12 protein-coding genes are annotated in these 17,756 nt (G+C 69.2%); 5 read left to right on the top strand and 7 right to left on the bottom strand.

What is annotated here, in order from left to right:
• Positions 1-2: 2 nt before the first annotated feature.
• The 4 genes from ACW4TU_RS19950 to ACW4TU_RS19935 all read right to left on the bottom strand — a co-directional run bounded on the left by ACW4TU_RS19950 (position 3) and on the right by ACW4TU_RS19935 (position 3,614).
• Entirely contained in the window at positions 3-884 is an 882-nt protein-coding gene (locus ACW4TU_RS19950) for a 1,4-dihydroxy-6-naphtoate synthase (RefSeq protein WP_457429358.1), read from the bottom strand.
• Positions 850-1,596: a futalosine hydrolase gene (locus ACW4TU_RS19945; protein WP_457429356.1), complete on the bottom strand. Its 747-nt coding sequence runs from the start codon at positions 1,594-1,596 to the stop codon at positions 850-852. The genes ACW4TU_RS19950 and ACW4TU_RS19945 overlap by 35 nt, the downstream gene beginning before the upstream one ends.
• On the bottom strand, positions 1,566-2,066 hold the full coding sequence (locus ACW4TU_RS19940) for a DUF2771 domain-containing protein (protein WP_457429354.1): 501 nt from the start codon (positions 2,064-2,066) through the stop codon (positions 1,566-1,568). The genes ACW4TU_RS19945 and ACW4TU_RS19940 overlap by 31 nt, the downstream gene beginning before the upstream one ends.
• A gap of 93 nt (positions 2,067-2,159) precedes the next feature.
• Positions 2,160-3,614 (bottom strand): MFS transporter, encoded by a 1,455-nt coding sequence (locus tag ACW4TU_RS19935; RefSeq protein WP_457429353.1) that lies wholly within the window; start codon positions 3,612-3,614, stop codon positions 2,160-2,162.
• A 449-nt stretch (positions 3,615-4,063) separates the two neighbouring features.
• On the opposite strand from ACW4TU_RS19935, the gene ACW4TU_RS19930 reads away from it, so the two are divergent.
• Positions 4,064-5,023: a DUF3027 domain-containing protein gene (locus tag ACW4TU_RS19930; RefSeq protein ID WP_457429351.1), complete on the top strand. Its 960-nt coding sequence runs from the start codon at positions 4,064-4,066 to the stop codon at positions 5,021-5,023.
• A 129-nt stretch (positions 5,024-5,152) separates the two neighbouring features.
• Here ACW4TU_RS19930 and ACW4TU_RS19925 read toward each other — a convergent pair whose 3' ends face one another.
• On the bottom strand, positions 5,153-6,040 hold the full coding sequence (locus ACW4TU_RS19925) for a prohibitin family protein (RefSeq protein ID WP_457429349.1): 888 nt from the start codon (positions 6,038-6,040) through the stop codon (positions 5,153-5,155).
• A gap of 231 nt (positions 6,041-6,271) precedes the next feature.
• Between ACW4TU_RS19925 and ACW4TU_RS19920 the strand changes: the two genes are divergently transcribed.
• A complete protein-coding gene (locus ACW4TU_RS19920) occupies positions 6,272-9,421 on the top strand; it encodes a sacsin N-terminal ATP-binding-like domain-containing protein (protein ID WP_457429347.1) in 3,150 nt (1,049 codons plus the stop codon).
• A 229-nt stretch (positions 9,422-9,650) separates the two neighbouring features.
• Positions 9,651-10,448: a hypothetical protein gene (locus tag ACW4TU_RS19915; RefSeq protein WP_457429345.1), complete on the top strand. Its 798-nt coding sequence runs from the start codon at positions 9,651-9,653 to the stop codon at positions 10,446-10,448.
• A 232-nt stretch (positions 10,449-10,680) separates the two neighbouring features.
• On the opposite strand, the gene ACW4TU_RS19910 is transcribed toward ACW4TU_RS19915, so the two are convergent.
• Together ACW4TU_RS19910 and ACW4TU_RS19905 are read right to left on the bottom strand one after the other, a co-directional pair.
• Positions 10,681-10,995: an immunity protein TriTu family protein gene (locus tag ACW4TU_RS19910; RefSeq protein ID WP_457429343.1), complete on the bottom strand. Its 315-nt coding sequence runs from the start codon at positions 10,993-10,995 to the stop codon at positions 10,681-10,683.
• Complete coding sequence (locus tag ACW4TU_RS19905) at positions 10,986-14,843, bottom strand: TreTu family toxin (RefSeq protein ID WP_457429342.1); 3,858 nt, start codon at positions 14,841-14,843, stop codon at positions 10,986-10,988. Before ACW4TU_RS19905 ends, ACW4TU_RS19910 begins: the two co-directional genes overlap by 10 nt.
• A 663-nt stretch (positions 14,844-15,506) precedes the next feature.
• Here ACW4TU_RS19905 and ACW4TU_RS19900 point away from each other — a divergent pair.
• A complete protein-coding gene (locus tag ACW4TU_RS19900; protein WP_457429340.1) occupies positions 15,507-15,974 on the top strand; it encodes a hypothetical protein in 468 nt (155 codons plus the stop codon).
• Positions 15,975-16,120: 146 nt separating this feature from the next.
• Positions 16,121-17,719: an FG-GAP-like repeat-containing protein gene (locus ACW4TU_RS19895; RefSeq protein ID WP_457429338.1), complete on the top strand. Its 1,599-nt coding sequence runs from the start codon at positions 16,121-16,123 to the stop codon at positions 17,717-17,719.
• The last annotated feature ends 37 nt before the right edge of the window (positions 17,720-17,756 follow it).

Genomic DNA, 17,756 nt, shown 5'->3' with positions numbered 1-17,756 from the left:
TCCTAGGGGAAATCGAGTGCGTTCGGGCCGAGGGGCGGTACCAGCCCCTCGGCCGCCGCGCGGGTCAGCAGTCCCCGGACCGCCGCATAGCCGTCCTCACCGAGGTCGGCGGTGAACTCGTTGACGTACAGCCCGATGTGCTGGTCGGCCACCTTCGGGTCCATCTCCTGCGCGTGTTCCAGGACATAGGCCCTGGACGCCGCAGGGTCGTCCCAGGCGGCGCGTACGGACGTCCGGGCGGCCCGGGCCAGCAGCTCCAGCGTCCGGGCTCCCAGCGCCCGCTTGGCGATGATCGCGCCGAGCGGGATCGGCAGCCCGGTCGTCGCCTCCCAGTGCTCGCCCATGTCCGCGAGCTTGTGCAGCCCGTAGTTCCCGTACGTGAAGCGCGCCTCGTGGATGACCAGCCCTGCGTCGACCTTCCCGTCCCGGACGGCGGGCATGATCTCGTGGAACGGCATCACGACGACCTCCCCGACCCCGCCGGGGACCTTGTCCGCCGCCCACAGCCGGAACAGCAGGTACGCCGTCGACCGCTCGCTCGGCACCGCGACCGTGCGCCCCGTGAGGTCGGCCCCCGCCTCCCGCGTGAGCACCAGCGGCCCGCAGCCCCGCCCCAGCGCGCCCCCGCAGGGCAGCAGCGCGTACTCGTCGAGGACGTACGGCAGCACGGCGTACGACACCTTCAGCACGTCGAACTCGCCGCGCTCGGCCATGCCGTTGGTGATGTCGATGTCCGCGAAGGTCACGTCGAGCGCGGGCGCGCCCGGCACCCGGCCATGGGCCCAGGCGTCGAAGACGAAGGTGTCGTTCGGGCAGGGCGAGTACGCGATCCGCACTTTCCCCGGCTTCTCAGGGCTCATGTGGGTGCTCTTGTGGGTGCTCATGTGCGTTCCAACTCTCCAGTACGGGGCCGAGCTTCCCGAAGGCCTCCGTCAGGGCCGTGAGCGCGTCGCCGATGCGCCAGGCGGCGCGGTCGCGGGGGCCGACGGGATTGGACACGGCCCGGATCTCCAGCACCGGCACACCGTGCGCGGCGGCGGCCTCGGCGACCCCGAAGCCCTCCATCGCCTCGGCCAGCGCACCGGGGTGCCGGGTGCGCAGTTCGGCGGCGCGTTCGGCACTGCCGGTGACGGTGGAGACGGTCAGGACGGCGCCGGCGCGGGCCCCGGTGACGGCCGTGAGATCTCGTACGAGTGATTTCGGCGGACGGTGGGTGACGGCGCCGAAGCCGAGCGCGGTGACCGGGACGAACCCGTCCGGGGTCTCGGCGCCCAGGTCCGCGACGGTGATCTCGTCGGCGACGACCAGCGAGCCGACCGGCGCCTGCGGCTGGAAACCGCCGGCGATGCCCGCCGAGACGACCAGGTCGTACGGGGTGCCGCGGAGGGCCGCGGTGGTGAGCGCCGAGGCGACGGACGCGGCGGAGGCGGCGGGGCCGACTCCCGCCGCGATGACGTCGAACGACGGGCCGGTGGCGCCGGCGTCAGCGGCGCCGAACGCCTGTGCCACCGCGTCCCGTTCGACGGTGACCGCGGTGGCGACGAGGACTCGTACCCCCGACGTGGTCAGGAGTCCTTCTTCAGGCGGAACGACCACAGACCCTTGACGTCGGTCTCGCCCTCCTTGATGGTGACGAGCGTCGAGTTGCCCTGGGCGCCGTACTGGGCGTTGAAGAACACACTGCCCGGGATCGTGCGGTACGTCTTGGTGCTGGAGTCGGTCAGCGGGTTGCCGTTCAGCAGGATCGTCCAGCCCTTGTCGGCGATCTTCGGGTCGACACCGAAGCGCACGTTCTCGTCCGGGTCGACCTTGATGCTCTTGAGGTCCGCGTCCTTGGCGGTGTCCTTCTTGAGGCACTCGGTCACCTCGGCCGTCTTCAGCTCCTTGCCGTCACCGTCGGCGAAGCAGGAGGCCTCCGAGCTCACCGAGGAGGTGCCGACGGTGATCGTGGAGATCGGCGTCGGCTTGTCGCAGGCGGACAGGACGAGCAGTCCGGCACCAACGGCGCCGACGGCGGCAACAGCGCGGCGACGGCGCGCAGTGGAAGCGGAACGCAACGAGGTCATGGCCGAAGGCTATCGGGCACCCGCGACACGGTTGTCACGTGGGTACGGCGTGCCGGGCCCCGGTCGGTGGTGACCCGGCCCGGCCGAGTGGTGTCAGGCGACCCGGGGGTGGGCCCGGCCTCCGTGGCGGGCACAGCCGATCAGGCCCTTGACGGTGGTCAGCCAGCCCGTGGCGACGATCGCGGCGGCCACCCCGAGGCCCAGCTCGCCGATCAGCGGCAGCGCGATACCGATCGCGCCGCCGAGCACCCAGGCCATCTGGAGCAGCGTCTCCGAGCGGGCGAACGCGGAGGAGCGGACGTGTTCGGGGACGTCCCGCTGGATCAGCGCGTCCAGGGACAGCTTCGCGAGGGCCTGGCAGAACCCGGCGACCGCGGCCAGACAGGCGACCAGGGCGGCGCCGAAGAAGATCGCGGCGACGATCGCCGCACCGAGGACCACGGCGACGACCGTCACGACGATCAGCTCCGGCGCGCGCTGCTTCACGGCCGCCCCGACCGCCGTACCGAGCGCGTTGCCGACGCCCGCCGCGACGGCGACCATGCCCAGGGACCACGCGGCGCTCTCCCCGGTCAGCGGATGCTCGCGGAGCAGGAAGGCGAGGAAGAAGATCAGGAAGCCGGACAGACAGCGCAGGGCGGCATTGGCGCCCAGGGCGTGCGTGACGGCCGTACCGACCGTGCGCAGACCCGGGCGGCGCAAGGTCTCTCGGCGGTGCGGGCCGTGCAGATGCTCCGGGTCGGCGGCCAGCAGGGCGATGTCCTCGCCCTTGGCGGAGTCCACCTTGTGGGGGAGCGTGAAGGACAGGAACGTACCCGCGATGAAGATCACGAAGGCGCCGTAGAGCGGCCAGCGCGGCCCGAGGGCCTGGAGTCCGCCACCGATGGGTGCGGCCAGACCGGTGGCGAGCAGCCCGCTCAGCGTGACCCGCGAATTCGCCTTCACCAGGGAGAAGCCGGGTGGGAGGAGACGGGGTACGACGGCGCTGCGGACCACGCCGTACGCCTTCGAGGCGACCAGGACGCCCAGCGCGGCCGGGTACAGCTCGATGCTGCCGGTGGCGACCGCGCCGGCGAGCAGCAGGGCGAGGAGGGCGCGGGCGAGCATCGAGCCGGCCATCGCGGCGCGGCGGCCGTGCGGGAGGCGGTCGAGGAGGGGGCCGATCACGGGGGCGAGGAGGGTGAAGGGCGCCATGGTGATGCCGAGATAGATGGCCACGCGCCCGCGTGCCTCGTCGGTGGGGACGGAGAAGAACACGGTGGAGGCGAGGGCGATGGTGATCATGACGTCGCCGGCGCCGTTCACCGCGTGCAGTTCGATGAGCTTGCCGAGCCCGGACTCCCCGGCCCCGTGCGCGTGGGTGGCCTTGCGGATGCCCCGGGCCGTACCGGTCACCGGAAGGTGCAGGGCATGGCCGACCGCACGTACGGACCCGTTCACCCGGTCCCGTACGCCACGCCGGCCGCTCTTGGTGCCGGTGCCGCTCCGGTTGTGCCCCTCGGTCGCACCGGTCTCGGTGGCGCCGTGGGGCGACCTGTCGGTTGCCACCCCGCAATAGTGCCCCGAGAACGGCCTACCTAGCGCGGTTACCGCGCTTATGGGGCCGAGTGAGGTGAGGGAGGAGGGTGTTGGAGAGGGTTGGGCGCGTCTCATGACGGTTCGGGTGAGGTGTTTTCCGGCCATTGAGGGCTGGGAAGAGTGGGGTGAGAGGCAGGTGGGAGGAGGGCCGGAGTTGCCACGGTTCGATGTCGGTCGTCGAGAACCGTCCCGTCGGTGTGGGCCCCGGGCGCTGGAGAAGGTAGCGTGCGTAGCGCGCAGTGGCGGTTGTTCTCGGCCGCGCGCCTCTCGGCCATCCCGCAGAATGGATGACGTAGGTGCGCCCGAGCGTGATCGGGCGCGAACGTTGACGCGGTCCAGTGGTCCGCTCCGTTCGCAACCGTTCGCACCCCGTCGGGACGGGCGCACTCGTGAGACGGCGTAGGAGAGAAGCGATACCTGTGAGCGCAGCGACAACGCGAAGCCGCACCCCCGACCGCCTGTGCGCCGAGGCCGTCGACCTCGCCCTTTCGGCAGCGGAGGAGGCGGCGGCACCAGGCGTGGTGGGTGAACACTCGGGCCTGGTGTCAGAAGGCGACCGTGTCGTCACGCACTTCTTCGAGTGCAAGGAGTTCGGCTACCGGGGCTGGCGCTGGGCGGTGACGGTCGCCCGGGCGTCCCGGGCCAAGCTGGTCACCCTGGACGAGGTGGTCCTCCTCCCCGGCCCCGACGCACTCCAGGCCCCGGAATGGGTGCCCTGGAGCGAGCGCCTGCGCCCCGGTGACATGGGCCCCGGGGACCTGCTTCCCACGGACGCGGAGGACCTGCGTCTGGAGCCCGGTTACTCGGGCGAGGACGAGCCCCTGCCGAACTCCGTGCTGGTGTCGGGGTCTGCCGCGGCCTCGGTGGCACTGGCCGCGGATCTGGCCGAGGCCGAGGACGCGGACCTCACACCGGGACCACCGTCGGACTTCACGGTCGTACCGGCCCGCGGCTCGATCGCGGCGGTGGCGGAGGAACTGGGCATGCGCCGGGCGCGCGTCCTGTCGCGGTACGGCCTGCACAGCGCCGCCGACCGCTGGGAGGACGCGTACGGTCCCACGACACCCATGGCGCAGGCCGCGCCGGCGACATGTGTGAGCTGCGGGTTCCTCGTGGCGATCGGCGGATCGCTCGGACAGGCGTTCGGCGTGTGCACGAACGAGTTCGCCCCGGCGGACGGGCGTGTGGTGTCCCTGGCGTACGGCTGCGGGGGGCACTCGGAGGCAGCGGTGATGCCGAAGCCGCCGGTTCCGCCGCCGCACGTGATCGACGAGACGTTGGTCGACCCGTTCCCGCTGCGGCCCGCGGCGGACTCCGGATCGGTGTCGGTGGGCGGCACGGACGCGGACGAGGACACGGCGGACCTCGGACACTCGTAGGGAGTGCGGTGGGGGCGGGGCCGCGGCCCCGCCCCCACCGGCCCGCAGCGGACGAACCGCCTGTCCGGCGGAGCCAGTGCCGCGGCGGGCAACGTTCGCCCCGTCGGGCAAACGTTGCCCGCCGTGGCACTAGTTCTTGCCGCTGTCCACGATGACCGGGGTGCCGTTCGCGTTCGTGCCGCACGGCACCGCGTACACCGGGTTGGCCTTGGCGGCCTCCTTGTAGGCCTCCAGGCACTGGTTGTACAGCACCTTGTCGCTCAGCGACTTCGCGAGGATCTCGTTGGCGCGGGCGATGCCCTCCGCCTCGATCCGCCTGCGCTCGGCCTCCGCCTTGGCCGTACGCGACGCCTCGACGGCCCGCTCGGTGTCCTGCTCCTGCTGGATCTTCTTGTCGATCTGGTCCTGCAGCTTGTCCGAGGGCTTCACATTGCGCAGATTGACGTTCGTGACGTCGATCCCGCGCGGCGCCAGACGCTCCTTGATCGCGGCGGCGATCTCCGAGCCGATCTGCTCGCGGGCGGAGGCGTAGCCCTCCTCGCTGGTGTGCTTCGCGAAGACGTTACGGATGATCTCGCGGCTGTCCGGCACCACCAGCCGCTCCTGGACGGCCTCCTCACTGCCCGCCAGCCGGTACAGCTCGACCGCCCTGGCCGGGATGACGGCCCACTTGATGGTGACGTCCGCGTACAGCACCCCGCCCTGCGCCGAGCGGACCTCGACCACGTCCTTGCCGTACAGGTCGAGGTCCACGGGACGGGTGGAGAAGGATGTGACCTCGGTGAACGGCGACTTGAACTGGACGCCGGAGGTCAGCGGTTTCCCGATCCTGCCGAAGGTCACCGGCACCCCGACCTCGTAGGCGCGCACGACATGGACGCACGCGAAGACGCCGGCCAGCACGGCCGCGACGGCGCTGAGCGCCGCCCCGGCCTTCCAGCCGCCGGCCTCCCGGCCACGGCCGACGAGAAAAAGCACGACCGCCGCTATGAGCAGCAGTATGGACAGCACCAACATGGAAATCCCCCCTGAGGAACAGGTACCGCGTACCTGGTTCGTGGACCGGCGCCGCATCGGGCCTGATCCGCAGGGCATCGTAAGGGGCGTCGGTGTACACCTTGTGTCGGTCTGGATGTGAGGGACGCGTGGGGGTGTGTGCGGCCCCGGGGCCGACCGGGTCCGGTGGGCGGGTGCCCTGTCCGGCGCGGGGTACCTTCTTGCTCACGCCGATGAGGAGAGTGAACGTCAGTGAGCAAGTTCGTGCGGCCAGCAGCTGAGGGCGCGGATCCTTTCGGTACTGCCCGTCTGCGCAGGGGTGTTCTGGACGCGTGGGCCACCAGTCCCGCCCGGTTCCGTGAGGATGCCAACGCCGAGGAGGATCTCGTCCTCGGTGGCTACCGGGACCGGCTCGTCGTCGAGCTCGCCCAGAACGCCGCCGACGCCGCCGCGCGGGCCGGGGTGCCGGGCAGGTTCCGGCTCACCCTCCGCGAGGGCGTCCTCGTCGCGGCCAACACCGGCGCCCCGCTGGACGCCACCGGTGTGGAGTCCCTGTCGACCTTGCGCGCCTCCGCCAAGCGGGACGCCCAGGACAGCAAGGACGGCAAGGAGACGGTCGCCGTCGGACGGTTCGGCGTCGGCTTCGCCGCCGTGCTCGCGGTGAGCGACGAGCCCGCCGTCGTCGGGCGCCACGGGGGTGTGCGGTGGGCGCTCGCCGAGGCCCGCGAGCTGGCCGCCGAGACCGCCCGGCACAGCCCCGGACTCGGTGACGAGATCCGGCGGCGCGACGGCCATGTGCCCCTCCTCCGGCTGCCGTTCGCCGCCGAGGGCACCGCGCCGACCCCGTACGACACGGCCGTCATCCTCCCGCTGCGCGACACCGCCGCCGAGGATCTCGCGGAGCGCCTGCTGAACGGCGTCGACGACGCACTTCTGCTGACGTTGCCCGGGCTGGACGAGGTCGTCATCGAGGTGGGGGAGCGGACACGCACCCTCAGCCGCCGCACCGACGGCGCCCTGACCCTCGTGGAGGACTCCCGGGACGGTACGAGCCGTTGGCGTACCGTCTCCGCCCACGGGCCCCTGGACGCCGCCCTGTTGGCCGGGCGGCCGGTCGAGGAGCGTCTGCGTCCGCACTGGTCGGTCACCTGGGCCGTGCCCGTCGACGCCGACGGAACTCCCGTGCCGCCCCGGACCAGCCCCGTCGTGCACGCGCCCACGCCGAGCGACGAGCCGCTGGGCGTACCGGCGTTGCTCATCGCCTCGCTCCCGCTGGACACCGCCCGCCGGCACGCCGCGCCCGGCCCGCTCACCGACTTCCTGGTGCAGCGCGCCGCCGACGCGTACACCGAACTCCTCGCCGACTGGCACCCGGTGGGGGAGGGCATCATCGCGCTCGTGCCCGGCCCGCTGGGAAAGAGCGAGCTGGACGGGCAGTTGCGCCAGGCGATCCTCGAACGGCTGCCGCGCACCGCCTTCCTCCCGCCCGCGCTCGACCCGGGAGACGACGAGGAACTGCCCTCCGCCCTGCGCCCCCGGGACGCGGAGGTCGTCGAGGGCGCCGGGTCCGAGACCGTCCGGGTCCTCGCCGAGGTGCTGCCCACGCTGCTGCCCGCCGGGCTCGAACGCCGGGCGGAGCTACGGACGTTGGGGGTCGCCCGCGTCCCCCTGACCGAGGCCGTCGACCGGCTCGCCGGCCTGGAGAAGGCGCCCGAGTGGTGGCACCGGCTGTACGACAGCCTGGCCGGCGTCGACCCCGACCGGCTGACCGGACTGCCCGTGCCGCTCGCCGACGGGCGTACGACCATCGGCCCCCGCCAGGTGCTGCTGCCGACCGGTGGCGAGGTGCAGGGCCCCACCCCCGAGACCCTCGCCCGCCTCGGCCTCAAGGTCGCCCACCCGGACGCCGCCCACCCGCTCCTGGAGAAGCTCGGCGCCCTCCCGGCGACCCCGCGCGCCGTCCTCACCACCCCGCAGGTACGGGCCGCCGTCGCCGCCTCCCTCGACGAGGACTCCGCCGCCCTGTCCTGGGACGACGAAGGCACCCCGGACGCCGAGGAGTTGGCCGACACGGTCCTCGCCCTCGTCCGGGACGCCGGCCTCGAACCCGGCGACGAACCCTGGCTCGGTGCCCTCGCCCTCCCCGACGAGGACGGCGAGCTGGCCCCCGCCGGCGAACTCGTCCTGCCCGGCAGCCCGTTCGCCCAGGTGATCCGCGAAGGCGAACTGGCGACAGTGGACAGCGAGTTGGCGGACAGGTGGGGCGAGCAACCGCTCGCCGCCTGCGGCGTCCTCGCGACCTTCGCCCTCGTCCGCGCCACCGACGTCGTCCTCGACCCGGACGAACTGGAGCCCCGGGACAGCGACTTCGCCGAACCCGACGACCCCGGCCTGCTCGACGCCGTGGACGTGTGGAGCGAGGACATCCTCGACCGTTTCCCCGACTCGCCCGTGCCTCCCGTGGCCACGGAGCTGGTCGCCGTACGCGACCTGGACCTCGTGGACGACGACCACTGGCCCCAGGCCCTCGCCCTCCTGGCCCAGCCGCCCCTGCGGGACGCGATCGTCCAGCCGGTGCGCGTACTGCTGCCCGACGGCACGCATGAGCTCGTACGGCCGTACACCGCCTGGTGGTTGCGCGGAAATCCGGTGCTGGACGGGCGCAGGCCCGCCGGTCTGCTGGCGGCGGGCGGCGACGCCGTGCTGCGCGGCCTGTACGAGGAGGCGGACGCCACCGGGTTCGACGACGAGCAGGTGCTGCGGGCGCTGGGCGTACGGACGTCGGTGGCCGCCCTCCTCGACGAGCCGGGCGGCGCCGCCGAACTGCTGGACCGCCTCGCCGACCCCGAGCGGGAGGTGAGCGGCTCCCAACTTCACGCCCTCTACGGTGCGTTGGCCGACCTCGACCCGGAACAGGTCACGCTGCCCGACGACCTGCGGGCCGTGGTCGACGGCCACGTGGAGGTCGTGGACGCGGCTGACGCGGTGGTCGTCGACTCACCCGACCTGCTGCCGTTCACGGCGGGGGTGCCGCTGCTCCCCGTACGCCCGGCGAGGGCCGCCGAACTGGCCGAGCTGTTCCAGGTGCGGCGGCTGAGCGAGTCGGTGACGGGCGAGGTGACGTCGGAGGGGGCGGAGCACGACGTACCGCAGTCGGTACGGGTGCTGCTCGGTCCGGCGACGCCGGCCACGTACGTCGAGCACGACGAGCTCGTCGTCGACGGCGTGGAGCTGGACTGGCGCAGGACGCGGGACGGTGTGGTGCACGCCGCCACCCTGGAGGGCGTCGCGGCCGGGCTCGCCTGGGCGGCGGGACAGTGGCCTCGGCGGTTCGAGGTGGCGGCGCTGATCGAGGACCCGTCGAGGACGACGGAGCTGGCGCGGGATCGCTGGTTCGACTGAGGGGGAGAGATCCATACGGGGGATCCCCGCACGGATCCCCCGTATGGATCTCTGTGTTCCACGCCACATTCCGCAACTTCCGTACAACCATTCCCATCCGTCACGGATCTGAGCCAGCGAGTCAAGAGACTCCCAGATCACTTGGGCCCCGGGTGTGACTGCGCGTGGTACGGACGGACTCCGTACGGGCGTGCGCCACCGGGCCCCCTTTCTCCACTTGGGGAAACGCATGCGTATACGTGCCACTGTGGCCGCCGTCACCGGCGCCCTGGCCCTCTCCGCCTTCGCCGTGCCTGCCGCGCAGGCCGCCCCGGCGGCGGCGCCCGACGTCACCTTCACCAAGGTGACGGTCAACAACGGCAAGCCGATCGTCGCTCGTGCCACGGGGACCGCCTCGGTGCCGGTGACGTACACGTTCAAGCACGCCGCGGGTCTCGACATCAGCTCGGACAAGCTCGTGGTCCTTCCGTTCCTCTATGTGGGACCCCTCGACGTGAACAAGGTCCGCCTCGGCGGTGAAGACCCCGCTACCTGCACGGCCACCTCGTCGACCACCGCCAGCTGTAAGTCCTCCTTCGCCCTGCACACCAGCGGAGAAGACGCCAGGCTCCGGAACACGGACGCGCGCACCTGGAAGGTGGGCGCTGTCGCCGTCACGGACGAGGGTGAATACAAGGCTCAGGGCGATCTCGGCACGACCCAGATCAAGTTTCACTCGAAGCTGACCACCGACGCCACCCCGGAGCCGGTCAGGAAGGGCGCGACCATCACGGTCAAGGGCAGCCTGACCCGCGCCAACTGGAACACCAACAAGTACGGGGGTTACGTCAACGCCCCGGTGACGCTCCAGTTCAAGAAGAAGGGCGCCACCACCTTCACCACCGTCAAGACGGTCAAGGCGGGTGCCGCCGGCGCCCTGAAGACGACGGTCAAGGCGTCGGTCGACGGTACCTACCGCTACGCCTTCGCGGGCTCGTCGACGACCGCGCCGATCAACGCCGTCGGGGATGTCATCGACGTGAAGTAGGCCGGGCGGGCCGTATGGCCCGGAAGGTTTGAACGGCGAAGGCCGGTGCCGCCCAGACTGGGCGGCACCGGCCTTCGCCGTACTTTGCCTTCAGTGAGACGACATTGGCACCCTCGGCGCCATACTCGACTGAAACTGACGAAAATTCCTTTGCTCGCGCCGCTCAAATTAAACTCCGACAAATCTCCTGAAGGAACTTAAGATTTGCAGACGCGGGCCTATTGCTGGAGCATTAGAGGCGCTGAAGAGCCCAATCGCGAGCGATTGTGAAAAAGGATTCGAGGTCCTCGAAGGAGGTCAAGAGGCCACTACGTGTCTGAACCTGACCGGTTTCCACATTCGCGAGATCTTCCTCGAATTCTCCGGTATCCCACACCACCACTTGGGCCATAAAATTATCGCCATCGATGGTCCAGCTTACGGACTTCAGTTCTCCCTCATGTGGATATGTCTCGACCTGTGAAATATCTCGCAGGGCCTCGGTATTTCGGATTTCCTGATTGATCCACTCCTGGGCCCGCTCCAGCAGCGTATGGCTTAGGTGCATCCCCAGCCTCCCAATTGGAGATTCTTTGCCTCGGGGAGCTGAGGAATAGGGTTCCCCTTTTTCGCGGCCAGCCGAGCAAAGATGGTATCGGAGTCCGACATCTTGAAGTCTCCAGGCCTGCCTCCGGGAATGAGGGTCGACTTTGGGACGTCAAATTCTACGTACACGGATCCTGGACGTGCAGATATGTACGCGTCTCGACTTGCCGGGTACACGACGTAGGTGAAACCACCCCCGCCGCGCTGAACCTTTCCGGTCTCTACCATCGACTGATGCTCTGCCGACGACATCCAACGGCCAACAGTGACCATCCCCTCGCCTGGTGTGTGGCCTCCGCTGTTGTGAACGAGGATCGGAGTGGCCCCGGCAAGCACATAATACGTGTGGATGTCTGCGATGGTGAGATTGTAAGTGGTCTGCCGTTGGGCGAAGGAGCGGTTTGCTTGAACCCGGACTGTGGACTTGTCGCTACTCAGGAGGGTTGTGCCCGGCGTCAGCGAGCCTGCCTGGATCCAGTCCTGCTGTGACGGACTCCAGAACGGATGCTCGTAGGTCGCGGTGAGCTTTTCGGGACCGGCGCGAGTGGCGATCGTCAACTCGTTGAAGTTCTTGTCGTCCTCAGTGACGATCTGACGGGTCACCTCGCTGACGACTGTCTGCCCGGAGACCGGGTCGGTGGCCAGTACATGGTCACCCGGATGGACGTCCTCGATGTTCTTCCTGGAGCCGTCTCCCATGAGGACCTTGGTGCCAGGCGGGAAGCATTTGGTGCAGATACGCTTCAGCAACTTCAGTTTGTCGTAGGCCTTTTCCAGGGCTTTGACTTTGGCGCCGATTAGGGCGTCCACCGCGAGGCTGCTGCAGTGTTCGAAGTCCTTTTCCCGCATGCAGGCTTCGAGGCTACTCAAGTCGACGACTACACTCGTGACGTTCCAGAGTGCTTCCATCGCGGCGGCGAGCTCATGGCTGTGGGCCAGGATGTCGCAGTAGGTCTCGTTGTGCTGGCACCAGCGGGCAGAGCCCTCGGGGTCACATGGAATGTAGCCCTGCTGGCAACGGTACATCTGGCGGGCGCGGGCCCCCGGGTCGTTCTTCGCCTTCTCCTTGGCCGCGACGGCGGCCTTGCGCCGGGCTTCGGCTTCTTCCCGCTCCTCCTGGACCGCGATGGTGAACGCCTCGGTGGCCGCCTTCAGCGCGGCCTCCGAGTCTTTGCCCGCGTCGATGGCTGATTGCTTCGCCTTGTCGGCGTAGTGCCATGCTGTGGACGCGCTTGCCTGGGCCATCTCAGAGGAGAGCGTGGCGTCGGCCGCCGACCTGGCGGCGTCGGAGACTGCCACGTCCGCGCTGTTGGCCGCGTCCCGAGCTGTCCTCGCGGATGCGGCGGCACTCGCTGCGGAAGCCTCGGCGGCTTTGGCGTGCTGGGCGGCCTCGTCGGCGTACGTCTTGGCCTTGGCCGAGGAGTCGCTGGCCTTCTTTGCCCACTCCGTAGCCTCGGCGGCTGCATTGCGCGCGGTTGCGGCCACCTTCTGGGCGGTTGCGGCGTTCTGCTGCGCGGTGGCCGCGACCTTCGCCGCGTCCGCGATCATCTTCTGGATCTGGGCCACGTGGGTGGCGGCCAAGTAGTCCTTGCGCTGAGCCATGTACTGGCCGGAGACGATGAAGGCGTGCAGCGACTGGGGTGAGCCCTCAAGGGCGATCCGGGCCGCCGACTTCACCTCCGGGCTGCCGGTGTCGAACAACTGTGCCGCACGGACCCGCTCGTCCTGTGTCTGGGCGGTGAACTGGGTTCTGGTCAGGAACTTGCTGAACTTCTTGGGGTCGTCCGAGTTGAGGGCTGTGAGGCCGGACTCCTTGAGGACGGGGCCGGCATCGCCGATCACTCGGGCGATGGCGACGCGCATGCTCTGCGCGGCGACCTTGTACTGCCCGTTGTCGATGAACTCCGTGACGGTGGCGGCGTTGCCGTCGAGGGCGACCTCGGCGGCGTTCCGCACCTCCTCGGTCTCGCTCTCCTCCGCCAGGCGCTCGACGTAGGAGCGGTCGTCGCCCTCCTTGGCGGTCGTCCAGCCGCTGCGCAGGTAGTCGATCACGTCGTCGTCGGTGCCGGTGAGGGCGTCTTCGGCGGCGGCTCGTCCCCAGGCGGTGCCGTTCTGCATCACCAGGACGGCCAACTTGCGACCCGAGGCGGCGATGGTGGATAGGGCGGCTCCGGGCTTCGCTGCCTCAGAGACCAGCCGGTTCCGTTCGGTTTCCCGGTCCTTGGCCGCCTGCTCCAGCGCGGCCTGTCCAGTCGTACTGGCGTTGGCTTCCGCCTGGTCGTCGCGGGCGCGCTCGATGCCCGCGTTGGTACGGCCGAGTAGTTCCTCCGCCTCCACCTCGCGGGCGATCTTGTAGATGTCCTGGGCCTTGGACACGGCGGCGGTGGCCACGTTCGCGGCGTCGGTGGCCGCTTTCGCGTGGTTCGTGGAACGGCCTGCGGCCTTCGCGGCGTTGCCCGCGTCCTTGGCAGCCTCCTCGGCGAAGGTGGCCGCGTTGTTCGCGTGCGCGGCCGCCGACCTGGCGGCTACGCCTGCCTCGCGGGCCGCCTTGGCGGCCTTGGCCGCCAAGGCCTCGGCGGCGGCAGCGGCACGGTTGGCCTCGGCGGCATGACGCCGGGCGGTCGCGGCGGCGGCGCGTGCCTCTGCGCCGGCGGCGCTGGACTGGCCGGCGTAGCCACTGGCCTCGACTGCGGCGTCGGCGGCGAGTTGTGCGTTGGCGCCCGCACTCGCGGCGGAGTGGGCGGCCTTGCCTGCCTCGTCGGCCGCGATGGCCGCCTGGTCGGCGGCGTCGGCGGCGAGAGTGGCGCCGTCGGCCGCGGTACGTGCGCTCTGGGCGGCCAGGTTCGCGGCGTGCGCGTCATTTGCGTCCACCGCCGCGTCGGCGGCGGCGTTACGGGCCTTGGACGCGGCCTGGGAGGCGCCGGCTGCAGCTGCGGCTGCCTGGGAGGCTGCGTTCGCGGCGACACGCGCCGAGGTGTTCGCCGCGCGGGAGGCCTCGATCGCAGTCTGTGCGGAGGCGGCGGCCTGGGTCGCTGCGGTGGCGGCTTGACCTGCGGCTCTCGCTGCCTTGGTAGTGTCGCCCTTGGCTGCCTCGGCCTCAGTAGCGGCCTTCTGCGCAGCTTCCTTGGCGAGCTGCGATGCCTGCACGGCCTTGGCGGACTCCGCCTTCGCCGCCGCCGTCTCCTTGGCGGCCAGCTTTCCGGCTTCCTTCGCCTGCTGGGCGAGCTGCGCGACGGTGGCGTGTTCCTGGTCCTTGGCGAGCGCGACGTACTGGCCGACCTCCAGGAACTCCCGGATGTCGGCGGCGCTGCCGTTCAGCGCGAGGCGCGCGGCGAGTTGCACGTTGGTGCCGCCCGTACCCATGATCTGGGCCGCCTGGACACGCTCGTCCTGCTCGCGCTGTTTGTACTGGCCCTCGCGGAGGAATTTCAGGACGTCGTCGGGTGAACCATCGAGTGCGGCATTGCCGGCGTCCCGGACGTTGGGCCCGCTCACACCCATGATCTGGGCGACTTGGACTCGATTGTCCTGCTCCGTCGGAGCTTCCCAGCCCTCCTGTATGAAGTCCCACAGTGCTTCAGGCGTTCCGAACAGAGCTGTGCGAGCTGCGGTCAGCAGCTCAGGACCACCCACCGAGGCGATCCGGGCGACGGTCACCCGCTGGTCCTGGAAGGCCAAGTCGTCCGCGACCGTGAGAAAGGCGGCCACATCGGCGTCGCTGCCAGTCAGCGCCGACTGGGCGGCTTCCTTGACGATGGGCCCGCCGCCTCGCCAGTAGTCGACGACCATGTTGCGGTCGGCGGCGGTCACTTCCGACGCAGTGATAGATGCTGCTCCCCCTGCAGGCAGTGCCGCGGCTAGGGAGGGTGCGGAGCTCAGCAGGCCGGCGCTGAGAGCCAAAGGCAGCAAACTCAACGCCGTTCTGCGTATCAGCTGCGCCGCCTTACCGGCAGCGTCGAACTGGTCAGTTCTTCGATTCACTGAGTACCCGTTTCGGTCATCGGCGACGTCCCCAAGTGCATGTCGCCGAATATTGGAGGAGAGAGCATAACTTCCTCGATCTCGGCGATGGTGTCAGATATTCGGCCAACGAATGAATGGGGGCCGAATTGAGCGTAATGGCCGGTTTGGGTATCTTTGCGCTCCCGGCGCGCGTGTACTTGTCCTGAGGTGACTCTCCTCGGCGGCATGCATGGAGGAAAGGTGTTGACGATCGCTAAATCTATGGTTACGGTGTGTTCTGCCTTTGCATTCACTTTGCCTGCCCCGGCGGGATGTTCGTTGAGAGGGTTGCCCTGACCTGGCCCCTCTTCTCCGGGGTCGTTGTGGTGGCGGTAGAGGCGGCGCTTTTGCGCTCACATGGGGGATTTACTTTTCCATTGCATCTTGGCGAGGGCTCCTGCTTTGGGAGACCTGTGCCCGAGGGGGTTTTCGTTGCCTTTCCATGCCCGAAGTTTCGCTATTTCCGGAACCTTGGGGATCCTTGTCGTTCTGGCGGGCATCTCTATTGCTTCAGCTGACGATCCGCCTCAGCCGCCGACGTCTGCGGCGCCCCCTGCGGCGATCGAAAATTACGACTACCCCGGAGCCAGTCGGATCCTGACTGAAAAGGGAATCAAGCTGAAGAAGGGCGACGGGCGTATCCTGCTGGCCGAATGCGACCAGGCGGCCCAGCAGATCCGAGTCCTGACTGTTGCGGACGATTCCGTCGGCCGCGAGGGGACCTACTGCTTCAAGGCCCTCGGCAAGACCGGCCACCTCACCCTGGAACTCCCCAGGGTCTTCGTGGTGCAAGCCGCGGACCATCCGATCAGTGCCGACCTCACCGCCAACGGCCAAACCACGACGGTCGACGTGGCCAAGGGTGAGACCGAGTCCGTCGGAGAAGCCGCCCCCGGGGGTGCCAGGTCGGTGCTCGTCGAGCTCCGAGTGACTGGTTGATCCGCTGCCCGGTTTCCGGGTGCGGTACGGGGAGCGCGGACGGCAGCAGACCTCCCGGTGACTGCCCATGGCCGTGCATCACATGACGTACGTGATCGACAGGCTCTTCTGCGCGCATAAAAACTTTGTGATTCGAGGGAAACGTGATGAATGCCCGCCCGCGCAGGATGCGAACGATCAGAACGCGCACGGTGTGGACCACTGGGTTCCTGGCAGCCGGTCTCACGACCGGCCTGCTGGTCGCCCCATCGGCTCAGTCCGTCACAGGTGCCCAAGTCGGTGACGCCGAGGATCAGTTCGCCGTCAAGCTCCACATCGGGACCGGTACCGATGTGGAGCGGAGTTGCTCCGGCACGCTGGTCGACCAGCAGTGGGTGCTCACCGCCGCCAGTTGCTTCGCGGCCGACCCTCAGCAGGGCTTCAAGATCACCAGGGGAGCGCCGACGGACACCACCGTCGTGACTCTCGGCGGTGACCGTCCCACGGCCGCGCAGATCGCCAAGCAGAAAGTCCTGGAACTGGTTCCGCACCCGGACCGAGACCTGGTCATGGCCCGCATCAGCGACGCGACCACGACTCAGGACCCGCTCGATGGACCGTTCCCGGACGTCACCCCGGCTGACGTCGGAAACGTCCAGTCTGCCCAGGGTGACCAGTTGAGGGCCGTCGGTTTCGGGCGTACGAAGGACGAGTGGATCCCAGGACGTGTGCACACCGGTGCCTTCGCCGTGGACACCGTGAATCCATCCACTCTTGCCATCGCGCCCGCAGGTACCGGTGGGGCTGCCCTCTGTAAGGGCGACGCCGGCGCTCCGGTGCTGCGTGACGACAAGGTGGTCGGTGTGGTCACCGCCGCGTGGGACGGGGGCTGCTTCAATTCCGACGAGACCCGTAACGGTGCCCTCGCCACCCGTGTCGACGATGTCGCGGGCTGGGTGCAGCAGGTTCGGCTGACGTCCCGGAAGGCGTACGTTACGGATGTGATGACGGCCGCTGACTTCAACGGTGACGGCCGTACGGACGTTGCTTCCCTTATGGCGAACGGCGAAGTGGAGGTGTTCTACGGCAGGTCGGACGGCACCCTCGAGTTCGGCGATTGGCTGAACGGCGCCGGCCGACTCTCCGGCCAGCAACTCATCGCTGGTGACTTCGACGAGGCCAAGGGCATCGAGATGGTTGGCGTGAGGGACGACGGCACTCTGTACCTGGTGAAGCGACGTGCCCTGTGGGGAATCCCCGGCATTCTGAACTCTTGGGAGTCCGACAAGCTGTGGACGGATGCAACCTGGAAGAACGGCCTGCCCGCCGGCCGGTTGCGGACCGGTGCAGCCGGCCATGACACCATGTTGTTTCAGTGGCCCGACGGCTCGCTGTACACGTACAAGAGTGATGCTGACGGCAAGCTCGTCAACCAGAAGAAGGTGATGTGGCCCGACAAGACATGGAAGAAGAAGCACATCGCCACAGCTGACTTCAACGGAGACGGCCGGGATGACATCGCAGCTGTCGCCGCCGATGGCGCGCTGCATCTCTACCCGGGCAAGGCCGACGGTTCCTTCGACCAGCCTCGCTCCATGTGGCCCGACAAGACGTGGACGAGTGAACGGCCTGTCCTGGGCGGCGACTTCAACGGCGACGGCAAGGCCGACATCGCTGCCATGCGTACTGCTGGCGACCTGCGGTTCTACGCCGGTGATGGCAAGGGTGGGCTGGCGGCGAGCCGAACTATGTGGCCGTCCGTGTAGGACCGCCAGTCGCGAGCACTCGACTTGTGGTTTGTCC

This window comes from Streptomyces kryoterrae, assembly GCF_054072135.1.
The sequence above is the reverse complement of the archived record's forward strand: the minus strand, read 5'-3'. Positions and strand labels throughout refer to the sequence as shown.

Excerpts from the sequence above, each read along its gene's own strand:
- ACW4TU_RS19950 (WP_457429358.1), bottom strand. The coding sequence starts at position 884 with ATGAGCACCCACAAGAGCACCCACATGAGCCCTGAGAAGCCGGGGAAA.
- ACW4TU_RS19940 (WP_457429354.1), bottom strand. The coding sequence starts at position 2,066 with ATGACCTCGTTGCGTTCCGCTTCCACTGCGCGCCGTCGCCGCGCTGTT.
- ACW4TU_RS19925 (WP_457429349.1), bottom strand. The coding sequence starts at position 6,040 with ATGTTGGTGCTGTCCATACTGCTGCTCATAGCGGCGGTCGTGCTTTTT.
- ACW4TU_RS19915 (WP_457429345.1), top strand. The coding sequence starts at position 9,651 with ATGCGTATACGTGCCACTGTGGCCGCCGTCACCGGCGCCCTGGCCCTC.
- ACW4TU_RS19910 (WP_457429343.1), bottom strand. The coding sequence starts at position 10,995 with ATGCACCTAAGCCATACGCTGCTGGAGCGGGCCCAGGAGTGGATCAAT.
- ACW4TU_RS19895 (WP_457429338.1), top strand. The coding sequence starts at position 16,121 with ATGAATGCCCGCCCGCGCAGGATGCGAACGATCAGAACGCGCACGGTG.